Source organism: Hyella patelloides LEGE 07179, from assembly GCF_900659865.1.
Lineage (GTDB): Bacteria > Cyanobacteriota > Cyanobacteriia > Cyanobacteriales > Xenococcaceae > Hyella > Hyella patelloides.
In genome coordinates this window covers 43,078-61,591 of the sequence record NZ_LR213768.1, presented here as the reverse complement: position 1 = coordinate 61,591, position 18,514 = coordinate 43,078, and the positions used below count along the sequence as shown (strand labels likewise).

The 18,514-nt window shown below is 38.2% G+C and carries 15 protein-coding genes; 11 read left to right on the top strand and 4 right to left on the bottom strand.

The annotated features are described in order from the left end of the window. Positions 1-193 precede the first annotated feature (193 nt). Positions 194-490: a hypothetical protein gene (locus tag H1P_RS00895; RefSeq protein ID WP_144863205.1), complete on the bottom strand. Its 297-nt coding sequence runs from the start codon at positions 488-490 to the stop codon at positions 194-196. A gap of 68 nt (positions 491-558) precedes the next feature. Between H1P_RS00895 and lpxD the strand changes: the two genes are divergently transcribed. After that, on the top strand, positions 559-1,611 hold the full coding sequence (gene lpxD / locus H1P_RS00890) for a UDP-3-O-(3-hydroxymyristoyl)glucosamine N-acyltransferase (protein ID WP_144863203.1): 1,053 nt from the start codon (positions 559-561) through the stop codon (positions 1,609-1,611). Positions 1,612-1,744: 133 nt separating this feature from the next. Continuing rightward, positions 1,745-2,230: a hypothetical protein gene (locus H1P_RS00885; RefSeq protein WP_144863201.1), complete on the top strand. Its 486-nt coding sequence runs from the start codon at positions 1,745-1,747 to the stop codon at positions 2,228-2,230. 50 nt (positions 2,231-2,280) lie between these two features. Here the strand turns inward: H1P_RS00885 and H1P_RS00880 are convergent, their stop codons facing one another. After that, on the bottom strand, positions 2,281-2,853 hold the full coding sequence (locus H1P_RS00880; protein ID WP_144863199.1) for a DUF924 family protein: 573 nt from the start codon (positions 2,851-2,853) through the stop codon (positions 2,281-2,283). Then, entirely contained in the window at positions 2,850-4,391 is a 1,542-nt protein-coding gene (locus H1P_RS00875; RefSeq protein WP_144863197.1) for a hypothetical protein, read from the bottom strand. Before H1P_RS00875 ends, H1P_RS00880 begins: the two co-directional genes overlap by 4 nt. 400 nt (positions 4,392-4,791) lie before the next feature. On the opposite strand from H1P_RS00875, the gene psaA reads away from it, so the two are divergent. The 4 genes from psaA (at position 4,792) to H1P_RS00855 (ending at position 13,152) form a co-directional block, all read left to right on the top strand. Continuing rightward, the gene (psaA, locus tag H1P_RS00870) at positions 4,792-7,053 is read left to right on the top strand and encodes a photosystem I core protein PsaA (protein WP_144863195.1); all 2,262 of its coding nucleotides are present in this window, start codon (positions 4,792-4,794) and stop codon (positions 7,051-7,053) included. 236 nt (positions 7,054-7,289) lie between these two features. Next, positions 7,290-9,503, top strand: coding sequence for a photosystem I core protein PsaB (gene psaB / locus H1P_RS00865; RefSeq protein ID WP_144863193.1), 2,214 nt, complete (start codon positions 7,290-7,292; stop codon positions 9,501-9,503). A gap of 231 nt (positions 9,504-9,734) precedes the next feature. Beyond that, complete coding sequence (locus H1P_RS00860; protein ID WP_144863191.1) at positions 9,735-11,156, top strand: NADP-dependent isocitrate dehydrogenase; 1,422 nt, start codon at positions 9,735-9,737, stop codon at positions 11,154-11,156. 406 nt (positions 11,157-11,562) lie between these two features. Further along, positions 11,563-13,152: a protein kinase domain-containing protein gene (locus tag H1P_RS00855; protein WP_144863189.1), complete on the top strand. Its 1,590-nt coding sequence runs from the start codon at positions 11,563-11,565 to the stop codon at positions 13,150-13,152. Positions 13,153-13,192: 40 nt separating this feature from the next. Here H1P_RS00855 and H1P_RS00850 read toward each other — a convergent pair whose 3' ends face one another. After that, positions 13,193-13,741 (bottom strand): COP23 domain-containing protein, encoded by a 549-nt coding sequence (locus H1P_RS00850; protein ID WP_144863187.1) that lies wholly within the window; start codon positions 13,739-13,741, stop codon positions 13,193-13,195. Positions 13,742-13,911: 170 nt separating this feature from the next. Here H1P_RS00850 and H1P_RS00845 point away from each other — a divergent pair, with 170 nt between their 5' ends. From H1P_RS00845 to H1P_RS00825, 5 genes are all read left to right on the top strand, one after another. Further along, positions 13,912-14,634: an ABC transporter ATP-binding protein gene (locus H1P_RS00845; protein ID WP_144863185.1), complete on the top strand. Its 723-nt coding sequence runs from the start codon at positions 13,912-13,914 to the stop codon at positions 14,632-14,634. A 132-nt stretch (positions 14,635-14,766) separates the two neighbouring features. Further along, positions 14,767-14,907, top strand: a complete 141-nt coding sequence (psb30, locus tag H1P_RS38745) for a photosystem II reaction center protein Ycf12/Psb30 (RefSeq protein WP_144863179.1) — start codon at positions 14,767-14,769, stop codon at positions 14,905-14,907. 277 nt (positions 14,908-15,184) lie between these two features. Further along, on the top strand, positions 15,185-16,135 hold the full coding sequence (locus H1P_RS00835; protein ID WP_144863177.1) for a PEP-CTERM sorting domain-containing protein: 951 nt from the start codon (positions 15,185-15,187) through the stop codon (positions 16,133-16,135). Between the two features lie 248 nt (positions 16,136-16,383). Then, positions 16,384-16,677, top strand: a complete 294-nt coding sequence (locus H1P_RS00830; RefSeq protein ID WP_186375781.1) for a hypothetical protein — start codon at positions 16,384-16,386, stop codon at positions 16,675-16,677. Positions 16,678-16,827: 150 nt separating this feature from the next. Then, on the top strand, positions 16,828-18,291 hold the full coding sequence (locus tag H1P_RS00825; RefSeq protein ID WP_144863174.1) for a serine/threonine-protein kinase: 1,464 nt from the start codon (positions 16,828-16,830) through the stop codon (positions 18,289-18,291). Positions 18,292-18,514: the final 223 nt, after the last annotated feature.

Genomic DNA, 18,514 nt, shown 5'->3' with positions numbered 1-18,514 from the left:
TCTTTTTTTTTACCTATAGAAAAATAAACAGCTTTAATCGCATCCGTTGCCTTTTGATAATCAATTCTTTCCGTAGATTTTGCCACTATTTGCCATTTTTAATAAATATCGTATGCAATTTTTTGTTGTTCTGGAGTTACTTTAGACCATAATTCTAAATCTGACATCACACTTTAAGAGATAGTCCTACAATTCAAGTATCGCTAACTTCTTCTTGTTCTTTTGCTGCTTCCTCTTCTTCCATAGCTTCAGCAATAAATAATCTGGCTAATCTGTCATAATTACCAGCACCTAAATATTGTGGATACTTATGAGAGCGACTGTAAACCCAAACTAATTCGTTACCGACAAAAATCCTAATATCTTCAAATAAACTACGACATTTAGGTATTAAAGACTTTGCATGATATAAAGCATCTGTCCAACGTTCAAATTCACGATCGCAATTTTTAGCAACAACTCGAAATAGATATTCAAATTCTTCAGCCATAATGGTTAGGTTTAAGTCTTAATATTTTATTTATTGGGTTAAAGTATAAAATTTTTGAGGAGACAAGGGTGAAATTTCAAGAACTTATTGCTTGCTTGGGGGATTTAGCTACAAATAACAGTCTGCAAAGTAATCCCGATCGCAATCCCGATCTTACAGGTATCGCAGCGATTAAAGAAGCCCAAATAAATCATCTTAGCTATATCGAAGGAGCTAAATTTGCCTCTATGTTGGCTGAAACGGCTGCTTCTGCACTTATTTTGCCTCAAGATGAAACTTTACAACAACAGGCTACTAACATCGGGATTGCTTGGATCGCAACTAAGCAACCGCGATTATTGTTTGCTAAAGCGATCGCTTTTTTTTATCAACCCTATCAACCCGATCCTGGTATTCATCCCACGGCAATTATCGATTCTACCACCAAGATAGGAAAGGATGTTTACATTGGTGCTTATGCCGTAATTCAGCAAAATGTTACAATTGGCGATCGTGTTTCCATTCATCCCCAAGTAACTATCTATCCTGATGTCATTATTGGCAACAATACTATTTTATACAGTAACTCTACCATCCAAGAACGCAGTCAAATTGGTGCTAATTGCGTTATCCATAGTGGTGCTGTTATCGGTGCAGAGGGTTTTGGTTTTGTTCCCACAGCAACAGGATGGGAGAAAATGGAGCAATCTGGTTACACGGTGTTAGAAGATGGGGTAGAAATTGGTTGTAATAGTGCAGTCGATCGTCCCGCAGTAGGAGAAACCAGAATTAAAGCCAATACCAAGTTAGATAATCTGGTACAAATCGGACATGGTTGTACTGTTGGAAGGAATTGCGCCCTTGCTGCTCAAGTGGGATTAGCTGGAGGAGTCACTGTAGAAGACGGCGTATTACTAGGGGGGCAAGTGGGAGTAGCTAATCAAATTACTATTGGTAAAGGTACAATTGTTACCGCCCAATCTGGAGTAACTCACAATATAAAGCCTGACTTAATGGTTACTGGTACACCTGCTTACCCCAGTCAAGATTTTCGTAAGTCTTATGCTATTTTTAAGCGTTTACCCGAAATTTATGCGGGATTCAAGAAGTTAAAAAAATTTTTATTATCTGATAACGATTAGAAAATTATTATTAACACTCATAACTTTTGAAGGAGAATACTACAGCGTAATTGGTTCAGAACAACAAAGAAAATCTTCGCCCATAATTCATATATATCATGACGAAACTGTTAGTTATATCAGTTTGATTGCAATGATGCAAACCATAGCAGAATGTTATACAAATGGTACTTATTATTTAGATAAATATGATTTGTGTGAAACTAAGCAAGAAGAAGAAAATTATATTCACTTAAAATATAATCCTGGGGTTATTACTGCAAGCCATTATGGTAAATACAATTCTGAAATAATTAACAAATCTAATAAATTGAAAATCACTAATATTTATAGTCAGGATCGTAGTCGTCTAATTAGTACAGAAATCAAAGACTATAAAAATAATAAGAGAAAGTTTATTGAATATTTAGGAGGTAAAATAATAACCAATCAAACAAGTAAAATAAAACAAGAATCTGTTTATGATAACTATTGTAAAGAAGAAAGAGTCTATTGCGATCGCGATACATACGAATCTCAAACCATAGCTAAAAGGAAAGGTTGGTTTCTTTGGGAATTTACTTATATCAAAAGACGTTATATCAATAACATTTTGAAAAAAGAAACTATTAATACTTAATTAGAAAGAAGATTTTGTTGCTTAAAAACAATTGCTTCTCCAAATTCTAATTAAAATCGCGATCCTGGCTGCTTTAAAAATTCAATTTCTTCAGAAGTACTTTTTCTATCTAATATTTCATTACGATGGGGAAATCTTCCAAAACGTTGAATAATTGCTAAATGTTTTTGAGCGTAATCAATAGTGCTTTTACTGTGATAATCTTCTTTTAAACTAGAAAAAAATTTTACCGATTTTTTCTGATCTGCTAAATCTTCGCTATGTTCGACAGGAAGATAAATAAACCAACGTTGTACGGGTAACAATTGTCGGTCATAATTTTTTTCTAAAGCATAATTAGCAATCTCTAAAGCCATCCCATCAGTACCAAAAGACTGAGGTTTTCCTCGATAGAGGTTACGAGGAAACTGATCTAAAACAATAATCAAAGCAAGACAACTTAAAGGAGATGTTCGCCAACGATCTAACTCTCCTCTAGCTGCTGCTTGATAGGTAGTTTCAAAGCGAGATGTAATTTTGGCATCAGTGTCTAAACTTTTGATAAACCAAAATTTACGAGGTTTACCATAATCAGCATTTTCTGGTTTTCCAAACCAAAAATCTAGTACAGCTTGATAATTCATCGGTTAATGTTAAATCGCTGTTGAAAATTTGCCACAAGATTATTCCACCATTGAGGTACTTTAAGTTTTGGCTGAGGAATTTCTATAGTGTCAGAAGCAGTTATGCTCTCTGTTGTTTCTACAGCAAGAATTTCTTCTGGTACGGGTATTTCTGTAATTCCTTCTAATATTTTGACGTTATCTTTTTTTGGAGAAGTTGTTTCTTCGATAACAGAATTGGTAGAAACACTGTTTTTACCCGCAACGGGTGTAGTAGTAATTTCTTTATTTTCTTGTTGACTTTCTGCTTCTTGAGGCTCAATTATTGATTCAGGAGTTGTTTCAGTGTTTTTTTCTGCTTCTTTCTCTAACTCTTTAATTGATGTCGCTTCTTCTGTATCAATTGTTTCTTCTACAGTATCAGAGATAGCTTCTTCAGTTTTTTCATTTAATGTTTTTTCTGCCGACTGATCTGTTGACTCGATTTCTGCCGTTTCTCGATCTTCCGTAACGGTTTCTTCTAGAGTTTCTTCTACTGATGGCTCACTGTTTTCTTCTATATCTTCTTCTGCTGGTGATTCAATAGATAGTTCTTCTGTGATTGTGTCTATTATTTCTGGTTCACCGACAGGTTGAATATAATAATTTTGTTCTGCGATCGCTACTGCTTCTTCAAAGGAAATTTTACCACTTACTAATTGAGCTAGTGTATCTTGTTCGGAGCTTGTTTCATCATAAGTAATCAAGCGGATAGGCTGATTAAACTGATTACTAATCACCTCACCACTACCATCAAGCAATTCTAATTGAATTAAATTATTGCCTTCTTGAAAACCTTGTAAATAAATCGGTTGCCATTCGTCAATAATAAAACTTTCTTCGTTTATTGTGGCTCTAACTTGCCAATCTTTTGTAACAATACCTGCTAGATAAAAATCCAATAAAATAGGTTCTGTACTATAAACCCCCATAGGCTGATTATAAGTAAGCAGAGGCAAATCGAGGTCGGGATTATTATCAGTTGTCTCCGTTACTACATTAAAAGTAGTTTGGGCGTAAGCCGATTCATTTTTAAAGCTTTCATGCCAGGGTTTTTCGGCTATTACCCTTAGAGTATGAGTTCCTGGCTTTAAATTTTTAAGAATAATCGGCTCTTCAAGATTGTAAATCTCAGCATAATGCTCATTATCCACAATTAAATTGAGATGATGACCCAAACCCAAGCGATCGTCTTGAAATAGAGGATAATCTTCAACTGCCAAACTAACCTCCACTGTAGTGTCTTCTATTGTGGCATTTTGTTGGGGGCGCAAAATAGCAACTTGAGGCTGATATTGCAGCAAAATTCGATCTAATTGTTGAATCACATCAGGAGGTGCAACTTCTGATAGACCATTCGCAAAATTATCAAATGCTACATTTTTAATCTCTGGAACAGAAAACCCCTCAACCCCTGATGGAAAATCAATTTTACCGCAACTAGCTACGCTCAAGCTTAGAGCGATCGCTATTAAATAATAAATAGTTTTTATTGAAATCGATCTATATTTTAAGCCCAAAACTCGAATCCTTATAATTCAATTAAATTAGGTAATTTCTTATCACTAAACTACACTAATATATCTGTTAATTTTTTCTTATTTTAACTAGGGTGTTTTATTTATTTTTGTAAAGAAAGTTGATTTTTTCTTGACTTTTGTGAGTAATATCCAAAAACGTAAACCTTGTCACATCAATAATTAAGCTGATTTAAAATTTTGTTAAGCTTCCCTAATACTTGAGAAGTCTAAGTCTTATCATCTTAATTAATGCGTGTGGCTAAAACCTAAAAAAAATTTAGGCTTAACCACGCTAACCTATAAAGAGAGGTATTAGTTTTTACTAATTCTTTCTAATAAACAAAAAACCTGTTTCAAATAGGTAAGAAATAAATCTATTGTCGAGAGATGGAGAATCTTCATGACAATCAGTCCTCAAAAAGGAGAGGCGAAAGTCAAGGTAACTGTTGATAACGATCCCGTTCCTACTTCCTTTGAGAAGTGGGGACAACCTGGTCATTTTGATCGCACATTAAAAAAAGGTCCCAAAACCACCACTTGGATTTGGAACCTTCACGCTGACGCTCATGATTTCGATAGCCATACCAGCGACCTAGAAGATGTTTCTCGGAAAATCTTCAGTGCGCACTTCGGTCATTTAGCAGTTGTATTCGTGTGGTTGAGTGGGATGTACTTCCACGGCGCACGTTTTTCTAACTACGAAGCATGGTTAGGCGACCCTACTGCCATCAAACCAAGCGCACAGGTAGTTTGGCCCATTGTTGGTCAAGGTATTCTCAATGCTGATGTTGGTGGCGGATTCCACGGAATCCAGATTACTTCTGGTTTCTTCTATCTTTGGAGAGCATCTGGCTTCACAAACAGCTATCAACTATACTGCACCGCTATCGGTGGTTTAGTAATGGCTGGTTTGATGCTCTTTGCTGGCTGGTTCCACTATCATAAAAAAGCTCCTAAGCTTGAGTGGTTTCAGAATACAGAATCTATGCTAAACCACCACCTAGCTGGATTATTAGGTTTAGGCTCTCTTGGTTGGGCAGGACACCAGATTCACGTATCTTTACCAGTTAACAAACTGTTAGATGCAGGAGTTGCTCCTAGTGATATTCCTTTACCCCATGAGTTCATCTTAGATCCTGGCAAAATGGCAGAGCTATACCCTAGCTTTGCTGAAGGACTCAGACCTTTCTTTACCCTTAACTGGGGTGTCTACTCTGATTTCCTAACTTTCAAAGGCGGTTTAAACCCAGTCACTGGAGGTTTATGGCTTTCTGATACGGCTCACCACCATCTTGCGATCGCTGTATTATTCATCATCGCAGGTCATATGTACCGTACAAACTGGGGCATTGGTCACAGTTTGAAAGAAATCCTCGAAGGACACAAAGGAGACCCCTTATTATTCGGTGGTGAAGGACACCAAGGTTTATATGAAATTCTAACTACTTCTTGGCACGCTCAGTTGGCTGTCAACTTAGCAATGTTAGGTTCATTGACTATCATCGTGGCACAGCATATGTACGCAATGCCTCCTTATCCCTATCAGGCGATTGACTATGGTACTCAGATATCATTGTTCACTCACCATATGTGGATTGGTGCATTCTTCATTGTTGGTGCTGGCGCGCACGCATCAATCTTTATGGTTCGCGATTACGATCCTGCTAAGAACGTAAACAACGTTTTAGATAGAATGATTCGTTCTCGTGATGCAATTATTTCTCACCTCAACTGGGTATGTATTTTCCTTGGCTTCCACAGCTTCGGACTTTACATTCACAACGACACTATGAGAGCTTTGGGTCGTCCCCAAGATATGTTCTCTGACACAGCAATTCAATTACAACCCATCTTTGCTCAGTGGATTCAAAGTGTTCACACTGCTGCGCCAGGTGCCACTGCTCCTTCCGCTCTAGGAACTGCTAGTGTTGCTTTCGGTGGTGATGTAGTTGCTGTGGGTGGTAAAGTAGCCATGATGCCTATTGCTCTTGGTACTGCTGATTTTATGGTGCATCATATCCATGCTTTTACTATTCACGTAACAGTATTGATTCTTCTCAAAGGTGTACTATATTCCCGTAACTCTCGCTTAATTCCTGATAAATCAGAATTAGGTTTCCGTTTCCCCTGTGATGGCCCTGGACGCGGTGGTACTTGTCAGGTATCTGGTTGGGACCATGTATTCCTCGGTTTATTCTGGATGTATAACTCCATCTCTGTGGTCATCTTCCACTTCAGTTGGAAAATGCAGTCCGATGTCTGGGGAACGGTAGCACCAGATGGCAGCGTATCTCATATTACTGCTGGTAACTTTGCTCAAAGTGCAATCACTATTAACGGTTGGTTGCGTGATTTCTTGTGGGCGCAAGCTTCTCAAGTAATTAACTCTTATGGCTCTGCTTTGTCCGCTTATGGCATCATGTTCTTAGCAGGTCACTTCATCTTCGCCTTCAGCTTAATGTTCCTCTTCAGTGGACGTGGCTACTGGCAAGAATTAATTGAGTCAATTGTTTGGGCTCATAATAAACTTAAAGTGGCTCCCGCTATTCAGCCTCGTGCATTGAGCATTACTCAAGGTCGTGCTGTAGGGGTTGCTCACTACCTCCTAGGAGGAATCGTTACTACCTGGGCATTCTTCCTGGCAAGAACGCTTTCATTCTAGTTGGGTATCTTTTCAAAACTTTCGCCAGTCCTTGCGGGTAGACGGTAGTCGCAAGCTATAAGTTTTCTCGTGAGGATTGGTAGCTTACTCTTACATTAGAGTAAGCAATATAACAAAAGCGGTACATAGTAAACCGTTCTTAACTTTCGCTACTTATGTAGCATCTGTATAAGTAAGAAAATGAGTAGCATTTGCTCTCATTCTTCTTCACCAGAGGAGAATTCCGCTCACAACCTATGGCAACTAAATTTCCCAAGTTTAGCCAAGATCTCGCTCAAGATCCTACCACTCGTAGACTTTGGTATGGGATTGCTACTGCTCATGACTTTGAGCTTCACGATGGCATGACAGAAGAAAATCTTTATCAAAAGATTTTTGCTTCCCATTTCGGTCATCTAGCAATCATTTTCTTGTGGACTTCTGGCACTCTATTCCACGTAGCCTGGCAAGGTAACTTTGAACAGTGGATTAAAGATCCTTTAAACGTTAGCCCTATCGCCCATGCGATTTGGGATCCCCACTTCGGTCAAGGAGCAATTGACGCTTTTTCACAAGCTGGTGCTTCTAGTCCAGTAAACATTGCATACTCTGGTGTATACCACTGGTTCTACACCATCGGTATGACCACTAACCAAGACTTGTATCAAGGTGCGATTGGTTTACTTATCCTTTCTTCCGTATTCTTGTTTGCAGGTTGGTTACACCTACAACCCAAGTTCCGTCCTAGTTTGGCTTGGTTCAAAAATGCCGAGTCTCGCCTCAACCATCACCTAGCTGGTTTATTTGGGGTTAGTTCTTTGGCTTGGACTGGTCACTTGGTTCACGTTGCGATCCCCGAATCTCGCGGACAGCACGTAGGTTGGGATAACTTCTTGTCTACCCCTCCCCACCCCGCAGGTTTAGGACCCTTCTTCAGCTTGAATTGGGGTGTCTATGCTCAGAACCCCGATACTGCTGGTCATGTATTTGGTACTTCTGAAGGGGCAGGTACAGCAATCCTAACTTTCTTAGGTGGCTTCCATCCTCAAACTGAATCTCTTTGGTTGACTGATATAGCGCACCACCATTTAGCGATCGCTGTTATCTTTATTATTGCTGGACATATGTACCGTACTAACTTCGGTATTGGTCACAGCATCAAGGAGATTTTAGAAACTCATAAACCACCAGAAGGCGGTTTAGGGGAAGGACACAAAGGTATGTATGATACCTTAAATAATTCCTTGCACTTCCAGTTAGCTCTAGCATTAGCTTCTTTGGGTGTAGTTACTTCTTTAGTAGCTCAACATATGTATTCCTTACCTTCCTATGCGTTTATCGCTAAGGATTACACTACCCAAGCAGCTTTATACACCCACCACCAGTACATTGCTGGGTTCATCATGGTTGGTGCTTTTGCTCACGGTTCAATCTTCCTCGTTAGGGATTATGACCCTGAAGCTAACAAAAATAACGTATTGGCTCGCGTACTAGAACACAAAGAAGCGATTATCTCTCACTTAAGTTGGGTATCTCTCTTCCTTGGTTTCCACACTTTAGGTCTCTACGTTCACAATGACGTTGTAGTAGCTTTTGGTACTCCTGAAAAGCAAATCTTGATCGAGCCTGTATTTGCTCAGTTCGTTCAAGCTGCTTCTGGTAAAGCTCTTTATGGATTCGATACTTTATTATCAAATCCTGACAGTGTCGCTTATACCGCCTTCCCTAATCATGCCAATGTTTGGTTACCTGGTTGGTTAGAGGCTATTAACAGTGGAACTAACTCTTTGTTCCTTACCATTGGCCCTGGAGACTTCTTGGTTCACCATGCGATCGCATTAGGGTTACACACCACTACTTTAATTCTTGTCAAAGGTGCTTTGGATGCCCGTGGCTCTAAACTAATGCCCGACAAAAAAGACTTTGGTTTTGCCTTCCCTTGTGATGGTCCTGGTCGTGGCGGTACTTGCGATATCTCTGCATGGGATTCGTTCTATCTCGCTATGTTCTGGATGCTGAACACGTTAGGTTGGTTAACCTTCTACTGGCATTGGAAACACCTCGGTATCTGGCAAGGTAACGTTGCTCAGTTCAACGAAAACTCCACTTACCTCATGGGCTGGTTCCGCGATTATCTTTGGGCTAACTCTGCTCAATTAATCAACGGTTACAACCCTTACGGTGTAAATAACCTATCTGTCTGGGCTTGGATGTTCCTCTTCGGACACCTTGTTTGGGCGACTGGTTTTATGTTCCTCATCTCTTGGCGTGGTTATTGGCAAGAGTTGATCGAAACTATTGTTTGGGCGCACGAGCGTACTCCTCTAGCTAACCTAGTTCGCTGGAAAGACAAGCCTGTTGCTCTTTCAATCGTTCAAGCTCGTGTAATTGGTCTAGCTCACTTCACAGTTGGCTACATCTTTACTTACGCAGCCTTCCTCATTGCTTCGACTGCTGGTAAGTTTGGTTAGCAATAACTAAAAAGAATTACTAGATAGTTAAAACAATCAGTCCCTTACCTTTGAGGTAAGGGATTTTTTTGATCTGCTTGTTTCTAACAATAATATGTTGTTTAGCAATGTCATACCTTTAATTAATTAAAATGAACCTAGAAAATAATTTCAGGGCTTGAGTACAAAGATTGAAAACGATTCCTGATATATTCTTTAAGTTGCAATATTTTATTATTTTGATTATTTTCTATGTACGAAAAACTCACTCCCCCCACAGAAGGTTCTACGATTACTTTTCAAGAAGGTAAACCCATAGTACCTAATGATCCGATTATTCCTTTTATCCGTGGTGATGGTACTGGTGTAGATATTTGGCCTGCCACACAGAAAGTAATTGATGCTGCGGTGGCTACTGCTTATAAAGGAAAACGTAAAATCCACTGGTTTAAAGTTTACGCAGGAGATGAAGCTTGCGATCGCTATGGCACATTTCAATATTTGCCTCAAGATACTCTTAAAGCAATTGAAGAATATAAAATTGCCATTAAAGGGCCTTTAACCACTCCTATTGGTGGTGGTATTCGTTCTCTTAATGTAGCCCTCAGACAAATCTTTACTCTTTATGCTTGTGTTCGTCCTAGTCGTTACTATCCAGGCACTCCTTCTCCTCATAAAAGTCCTGAAAAGTTAGACTTAATCGTTTATCGTGAAAATACCGAAGATATTTATCTCGGCATTGAATGGCGCAAGGATGACGAAATTGGACTGAAATTAATTAATTTTCTCAACGATGAATTAATTCCTGCCACGGAAGAACATGGTAACAAGCAAATTCCTCTTGATGCGGGAATTGGCATTAAACCTATTAGTAAAACTGGTTCACAACGCCTGGTAAGAAAAGCCATTCAAAATGCCCTCAGATTGCCCAAAGAAAAGCAAAAAGTCACTTTGGTACATAAAGGCAACATTATGAAATATACCGAGGGTGCATTTCGTGATTGGGGTTATGAATTAGCTACTACCGAGTTTCGTGATGAATGTGTTACTGAGAGAGAATCTTGGATTTTGAGTAATCAAGAAGCCGATCCTAATCTCAGCGTCGAAGATAACGCCCGTAAAATCGATCCAGGTTATGATTCTCTGACACCAGACAAGCAGCAGCAAATTTGTGCCGAAGTAAAATCAGTATTAGAAGCCATAGGCGAAACTCACGGATCGGGGAAATGGCAAGAAAAAATAATGGTAAACGACCGCATTGCTGATAGTATTTTCCAACAAATCCAAACTCGTCCCGATGAGTACTCTATATTAGCTACAATGAACCTCAACGGGGATTATCTTTCTGATGCTGCTGCTGCCATTGTCGGTGGTTTGGGGATGAGTCCTGGGGCAAATATTGGTGATAACTGCGCTATTTTTGAGGCTACCCACGGTACTGCACCAAAACACGCTGGTTTAGACCGTATTAATCCTGGTTCTGTTATTTTATCTGGAGTAATGATGCTAGAGTTTATGGGTTGGCAAGAAGCAGCCGAATTAATTCAAAAAGGTTTGGCTTCTGCGATCGCCAATAGCCATGTCACCTATGATTTGGCTCGATTAATGAATCCTCCAGTAGAGCCTTTGAAGTGTTCTGAATTCGCAGACGCTATTATCGGAAGCTTTAGCTAAGAGGTTCACTAGGGTAATAGCAAGCAAAATTACTATATTTTTTTTGACAGCTATCTATTACCCAACATCTACCGCTTTAAAATAGAAAAGAGACTAAATTAATTGGTGTTCAAATCGATAACCTTTTACTATAGTCTTTGAGATCGATTATTTTAAGCAAATTTCTTTGATGGTTATTGGTTCATTGCTCAGTATCACAGTGAATATTACTCTGCCCCAAAAAGGCGGACGAGGCTTACAGGCTGAGGACACGGGGTTTGAGGAAGCCTCGAATCTATGAATTGTCCGTCGGGAGAAGACCTTTACAGACAAGGGGTTGTCACCTGGATCGAATTCAGTTGCTTGAAAAACCCGCAGTCTTTTAGCTTATGTTCACTTCGTCAAGTCTACTCTACTTCAACACTCTATGTCTGATAAGTTAGACAAGTTAATAGGAGGACGCTATCTAGTTGTCAGGTTGTTAAGACAAACTCATTTATGTGAAACTTTTATTGCACAAGATACACAACTGCCTGGCAACCCTCTTTGTGTTGTCAAACAACTCAAACCTCAATCTAGTGAGGAATTTGTGTTGAAAACTGCACAAAGGTTATTTGATAACGAAGCAAATGTCCTTTATAAATTGGGTAGTCACGCTCAAATTCCTCGCTTATTAGCGCATTTACAAGTAGGGGATCAGTTTTATCTGGTTCAAGAATTCATTCAGGGTAAAGATCTGAGCCAAGAGGAAATTATTCCAGACAATCAACAACTTTGGACAGAGGAAAAAGTTAGGAGTTTTTTGCTAGATGTCTTAAAAATTTTAGCTTTTGTGCATAAAAACAATGTAATTCATCGTGATATAAAGCCTTCTAACCTTATTAGAAGAGATGATGGCAAAATTGTCTTGATTGATTTTGGTGCAGTCAAAGAAATCACCAATATGACCTTGACTGAAGGACAAACTAATATCGATCAAACTGTAGTCGTCGGGACTCCTGGTTATATGCCACGGGAACAACATCTAGGGAAACCTCGCTTTAACAGCGACATTTATGCTTTAGGGATGACTGCAATTAATGGGATTACTGGTTTTCACCCCGATCAACTGCCAAGAGATGATGAAACTGAAAATATCATTTGGCGCGATCGCGCTCCGCAGTGCAGTTCTCAATTAGCAGACATTATTGACAAAATGGTTTGCGCCAATTCATCGGTTAAAAGATATCAAAATGCCAATGAAGTACTATTAGCCTTAGAAAATCCGAAGCCAGAAGACAAAACCCAAAAAACATCAAAAAAAGCAGTCACCTCCGCCAATACTAACCCTCAAAAACGTACTTGGAAATTTTGGTTAGGAATAATTGTTACTCCCATATTTATTGGGGCTGTTATTTTCAGTCCTCGGATTTGGAGAGCTATTCAAGCTTTAAATTACTACACTGAAGGTAATAGTCTCATTCAAGAAGGAAATGCTGCTGTAGAAAAAGAAAAGAGCAATCAAAAATACGAAGGAGCTATTATTGCTTTTGAGAAAGCGATTAGAATTAAACCCAATTTTGTGCAAGCTTGGACGAATAAAGGCTTTGCTGAAGGAAAACTGGTTAGACCACTAGATAAGTTTGCATCCTGCGCTCAAGCTACTAATGTCGCCCCTGATTTTGCCGAAGCCTGGAATTGTCGAGGGTTAGCCAGATTTGACCTTCAACAATATGAAGCTGCTATGAGAGAATACGAGCAAGCGATCGCTGTTGATCCAAATTTCTATCGTGCTTGGTACAATAAGGGACAGGCATACTTAACAATGGGTCAATACCAAGAAGCGATTACCGCCACTCGAAGAGTATTAGCAATCGAACCTGATTATTTTTGGGCTTGGACTCAAATTTGTCAAGCTTTGTACGAGTTAGAAGAATATCAAGACGCTCAAGCTCATTGTCAAGAATCTCTGGCTATTAATCCCCAACATCAAACTACTATTGATTTGTTAGAAAAAATAGACGTAAAATTACAGTAAACGCCAAATCCAAGGAAATTTTCTGGCAAATTTAGTCAATTTAGAATGTTTTAATGACTTTTCTGCCTAAAATCAATTCCCAAATGTCGATTGAATGGGATACCGACTGTAAACCTCTTCTGCCATCATTGGTTTGGTTGTCAGATTGTAGGCTTTTATCTAAAATATCGTTCAATACACTATTTGCCACAATTTCAGGTTGTTCCGTAGGCGATAACGTAAACAGTACTGTATTACAAGCTGCGGGATCGTCAGTAGCGCAAATAGTAGGTAATTGACTCTGTACATCTGCTTTGAAAGTTAGCTTTGATAAGTCGTGGCTTTGATTGGCAGAATAGTTGTTTAATTTTGCCGTTACGTCGTTACACAACTTAAGAGGATTTTTGCTTTGAGAAAGGCGATCGCTTTCCCAATTAAAAATTGTTCTTTGGGTATCTTCTGCTTGCAATATGGTAGTAGGTATACCATTGCTAACTTCACAGGAGAAAGTTACCTTAGAAGGTGTGCTGGTTTCTGCAAGGGCTGGGATCGCAGAACCCAAAGCAATCGCGCTGATTGCAGCGACGGATGATAATCTTTTAATATTCATAACTCCACTCTTAACTATAATAGCCCCATCTTGTAATTAGTATTTTAACTATATCTACGAATTTAAACTACGCGATATGCCGTACTTCACAGTAAAATTATATCGACAACGGGTTTTCTTTACCAATTTTAAATTTTTTTCAATTAAAGTATCGAGCTTTTATTAATCTAATGAGCAACAACATCCTGGAAGTAAATAATGTTTATGCAGGTTATCTGGAAGGGTTAAACATATTACAAGGGATTAACTTTCGGATTGCTCAAGGGGAGTTAGTTGCTGTCATTGGACCTAATGGTTCAGGAAAATCTACTTTAGCCAAAACCATTTTTGGTTTGCTGACTCCTAACAAAGGAACGATTGTTTTTAAAAGCGAAAGTATTGCTGGATTAAAATCCGATCGCATTGTACGTAAAGGAATGTGTTACGTACCACAAGTTTCTAACGTTTTTCCTTCTCTTTCGGTAGAAGAAAATCTGGAAATGGGAGCTTTTATTCGTAGTGGCTCTCTAAAATCGCTTAAAGATAATATTTATAATATGTTTCCCAGATTAGCAGAGCGTCGCCGTCAACCAGCAGGAACTCTATCAGGAGGAGAAAGACAAATGTTAGCTATGGGTAGAGCCTTAATGCTCGATCCCGATCTTTTGCTTCTAGATGAGCCATCTGCTGCGTTATCGCCGATTTTGGTTAATGGGGTATTTGAACAAATTAAGGCTATTCAACAAATGGGAAAAGCAATTGTTTTAGTAGAGCAGAATGCCCAAAAAGCCCTGATGATGGCAGATCGGGGTTATGTTTTAGAGAATGGCTGCGATCGCTTTGAAGGAACAGGAACGGATTTACTTAACGATCCCAAGGTAGGAGAGTTATATCTGGGTATTACCCATCAATAAATTTTTCTTTATAAAAGTTTATATAGATTTAATACTTTGCTAAGAAGAGGCAAATTCCAGGTATTATAGATTATAGCTAATAGCATTCAGCTACTCTGTTTAATCTAGTTTAAGCAAATATTAGGAGAAAAAATGGATTTTCTAGCAAGTATTTTCAGCGTATTTAATAGTATTGATTTCAACATAATTTTTCAATTAACTTGTGTCGCTCTTATTATGATTTCTGGTCCTGTGGTAATTTTTCTGTTAGCTGCACGTGGCGGAGATCTCTAAGTACATCCACTATTTTTTATTTTGTACTACAATCTGCCCTTCTCTTCAGAGAGGGGTATTTTTATGGGCAAAATTAATCACAGCTAAAATGAGCTACAACACTTTATCTAACTGACTTTAAAATTTATCAACTCAACTCTGTATTTTTAGCAAATAAACTCCGTATTTATAACTATATTCTGCTGTCAATAAAGGTATTGAATCAGTAAATTTTCTACTGACTATAATGTTTAATCGCATTTACAATTGACGTTATCATTATTAATTTAAATCTATTATGATTGTCGAAAAATTTATGATAAACAATAAAAATATCTCGGCTTTTTTATTAGCTAGCAGTTTATTAACTGGATTAAGTTTAAATACAGACTCAGCCTCTGCTGCCACTTTGGCATCTTGTTTAGTCCCAACAGGGTTTGCGGGAGGTTTTTTTGGCTCTAATCCTGGAACTGCATCAGGCGATTATTTATTCGATCAAGGAAGTGACGAAGAAACATTTGAAGACAATTGTGATGTAACTGATATAGGAAAAGTAGATGGGAGAGCAGGAGCTTCAAGAGCAGCAGATTACGAAGTTGGAATCGGACTTAATGGTGCTCAAGCAGATTTAGCAGATCAATTAGAATTAGATTGGGTTGACGAAAGCGTTTATAGTTGGACATTGACTTGGAACCCTAATACAAATATTGCTACTTTCAATGTTGAAGGTGATGAAATTGATTATGATTTTGATTTATCTGATTCTCCAACTAAAAATTTAGACAAGTTTAATGCTTTTGGCATTCTAGCCAGAGCCGATGACGAAAGTACCTATATCGATGCAGGTACGGCCATCACAATTACTGTTGATGAAGTTATTATTGACCCTTTAAATGGCAATTCTTCAGTCACACAAGATCCTAATATTAGCTTCACCGCTACTTCAGATACAGATACGAATACATCGACTACAGTAAAGAACTTTTACACTATCAATGCTGGTGCAACTCAATTGAATTCGGTTAACTCAGAAATCACCTCTATGTCTGGAACTTTTGCCATGGATATTCCTACTGGTGGTAAACATCCGCAAGAAGACAGACCATTCGCTCGCTCTCGTATTGGCTTTCAAATTTTACTCTTCGATCCTCCTGTTTCTGTGCCTGAACCAGCATCTATTTCCAGTTTATTAACTTTAGGAGCTATTGGCTTTGGTAGTATTAAGCAAAAAAGGAAGAAAAAGTCATAAAAGTAAATAAGAATCTTCTGAGACTGACCTGTTGCAAGACAGGTTTTTTTATCTTGAGAAATAGTAATAAAATCACAACAAGCTCGAAAAAAGAAGATAATATTAGAACATATCAACTAAAGAATAGTAACAAATAGCCGATTGTGTTTGATTTAGAACCTATTTTTCAATTTTCGCGTAATAACTGCATTACTATCTGTGCGTTTCTCGTACCAGCTAATCTGCTTACTACCGTGCAAACATTTATAATGGTCGTTTCGCAGCGTTCTCCTTTGCGAGTACGCCTTTGTGCTACTGTTGCAGTGACATTTGCTTTGACTTTATTTCTGCACGTTGCAACCTGGTTTATGATTGGGGTGATTACTCCTGTTACTTTTATATTGGCGGGTTTAGGAGCAACCTGTATCATTATAAATTTGATTTTAGTAGTTTATCAGTCTCGTTTTGGTGAACAGTACTCCGCCCTTCAAGAACGAAGCTTGCGTTCACTTCGTGAATATTTACTAGAGTGGAAACAAACAATCAAAAAGTTTGCTCAGTAAATTAAAGGGAATAATCAAAATAATCTGGTGAAGATGGTTAATAGTCAGTGACTACTATTTTGTCGTTGGTGATTAGATGATCGCTAAAGCCAGATTACTTGAGACTAGGGCTACAATAACCTTATCTTTTTTACTTCACATTCGATGACAATGATTGGGACATCTTCTAAATTACCAAACGGAATTATTTTAGGCGATCGCTATAGAATAATCAAGCAAATTGGACAGGGAGGTTTCGGACGTACTTATCTAGCAGAAGATACCCATCGTTATGATGAAAAGTGTGTCTTAAAAGAGTTTGCTCCTCTGGTAGAAAATGATGCTGATTTGCAAAAGGCGGAAAAATTATTTGAGAGAGAAGCGGGAATTCTTTACAAGCTAAAACACGAACGTATTCCTGAATTTAAGGCTTTATTGAGAACTAAAGTTAATGGCAAAAAACTGCTTTTTTTAGTTCAAGAATATATAGAAGGGAAAACTTACTACGATCTGTTGCAAGAACAGGGTAAATTTACAGAATCAGAAGTTATTGAGCTAATTACTGAGTTATTACCTGTTTTAGAATATATTCATCAGCAAAATTTAATTCATCGGGATATTTCTCCCGATAATTTAATTTACCGTCGAGCAGATAAAAAACCAGCTTTAATTGATTTTGGTTGTGTCAAACTTGCTGCTAATGCGGTTTCTCGCTCTCAGGGTTTTTTAGTTACTTTAGTGGGAAAAAAAGGCTACGCTCCAGAAGAGCAGATGCGTAGTGGTAGTGCTTTTCCTTGTAGCGATCTTTATGCTTTAGCAGCCACCGCAGTTACTTTATTAACAGGTGAAACTCCAGATAAATTATACGATGCTCATCAAGGAAAATGGCATTGGCAAGAAAGAGCAAAAGTGAGTCCCCATTTAGCTAAAGTTTTGCATAAAATGCTGGCTTATAGACCAAGCGATCGCTATCAAAATGCTTCAGAAGTTTTAAAGATTTTAAATAAGCATCAACCCTCTTTAGTTAATTCTTTGATTTCCCGCATTCAAACCCTAGTTGTTGCGCCTAAAAATCGAGTTTCTAGTAATAACAATAGCTCTATTAGTCACATAGAAAAACAGCCTACCTTACAATTTACTAGACGAATTACTAATAATCTTTCACGTGTTAGTACTAAAGCGATCGCTATATCTCAAGTCGTTTCTCGCCAGGTAAACAAATTACCCTATGCACGTCGTATTCGTCCTTGGCAATGGGTTTTAATCACAATAGCAGCAGCTATTATACCAGGAATCATCACTTTCTCGACAATTCAAAATATACGAAGTGCCATCTCTTTATCTGGTATTAGAAATAGTGTTAGTAAGACTATTTATGTCATCAGAAAAACAATCAATCTACCAGTTTCGATAACTAGTAGAGAACGTAATCAACAACAAGATATTTATCAAAGAGTTCAAGCTCTTAATATTGATTCGGGAATCTTTTTTGGACAAGTAGATCGAGAATTCTATCGTCAATATCCAGAAATGGAAAATGTTGCGTTAACCAATAGTACCGAACATCTTAAATATCGTCGGAGATGGTATCAAATCGCTGAAGATTTATTACGTCAAAGAGAAAGAGAACTTTAACTAATTAGGGTCGGTACGAAAAAGTATTCTGTAAGAAAGAGTAATGGTTAATAGGTGATGGGTTTCAGCCTATTTTGTGGACTTTTTGATAGCCTGACTTGTAGTCAAACTTGAGCGTTCCAAAGCTTGCGGAAACCTAGTGCCGTGGTCGCTCGTCAACCCAAAATATTTGAGAAAAAAGAGTCTATTCTCTTTTACTTTGTTTATCTTTAGTAAGGTTGAA

Bases quoted from the DNA above. Each gene is read 5' to 3' on its own strand.
- H1P_RS00825 (WP_144863174.1), top strand. From the start codon at position 16,828: ATGATTGGGACATCTTCTAAATTACCAAACGGAATTATTTTAGGCGAT.
- H1P_RS00830 (WP_186375781.1), top strand. From the start codon at position 16,384: ATGGTCGTTTCGCAGCGTTCTCCTTTGCGAGTACGCCTTTGTGCTACT.
- H1P_RS00885 (WP_144863201.1), top strand. From the start codon at position 1,745: ATGATGCAAACCATAGCAGAATGTTATACAAATGGTACTTATTATTTA.
- H1P_RS00835 (WP_144863177.1), top strand. From the start codon at position 15,185: ATGATTGTCGAAAAATTTATGATAAACAATAAAAATATCTCGGCTTTT.
- H1P_RS00855 (WP_144863189.1), top strand. From the start codon at position 11,563: ATGTCTGATAAGTTAGACAAGTTAATAGGAGGACGCTATCTAGTTGTC.
- psb30 (WP_144863179.1), top strand. From the start codon at position 14,767: ATGGATTTTCTAGCAAGTATTTTCAGCGTATTTAATAGTATTGATTTC.
- H1P_RS00895 (WP_144863205.1), bottom strand. From the start codon at position 490: ATGGCTGAAGAATTTGAATATCTATTTCGAGTTGTTGCTAAAAATTGC.
- psaB (WP_144863193.1), top strand. From the start codon at position 7,290: ATGGCAACTAAATTTCCCAAGTTTAGCCAAGATCTCGCTCAAGATCCT.
- H1P_RS00845 (WP_144863185.1), top strand. From the start codon at position 13,912: ATGAGCAACAACATCCTGGAAGTAAATAATGTTTATGCAGGTTATCTG.
- H1P_RS00880 (WP_144863199.1), bottom strand. From the start codon at position 2,853: ATGAATTATCAAGCTGTACTAGATTTTTGGTTTGGAAAACCAGAAAAT.
- psaA (WP_144863195.1), top strand. From the start codon at position 4,792: ATGACAATCAGTCCTCAAAAAGGAGAGGCGAAAGTCAAGGTAACTGTT.
- H1P_RS00850 (WP_144863187.1), bottom strand. From the start codon at position 13,741: ATGAATATTAAAAGATTATCATCCGTCGCTGCAATCAGCGCGATTGCT.
- H1P_RS00860 (WP_144863191.1), top strand. From the start codon at position 9,735: ATGTACGAAAAACTCACTCCCCCCACAGAAGGTTCTACGATTACTTTT.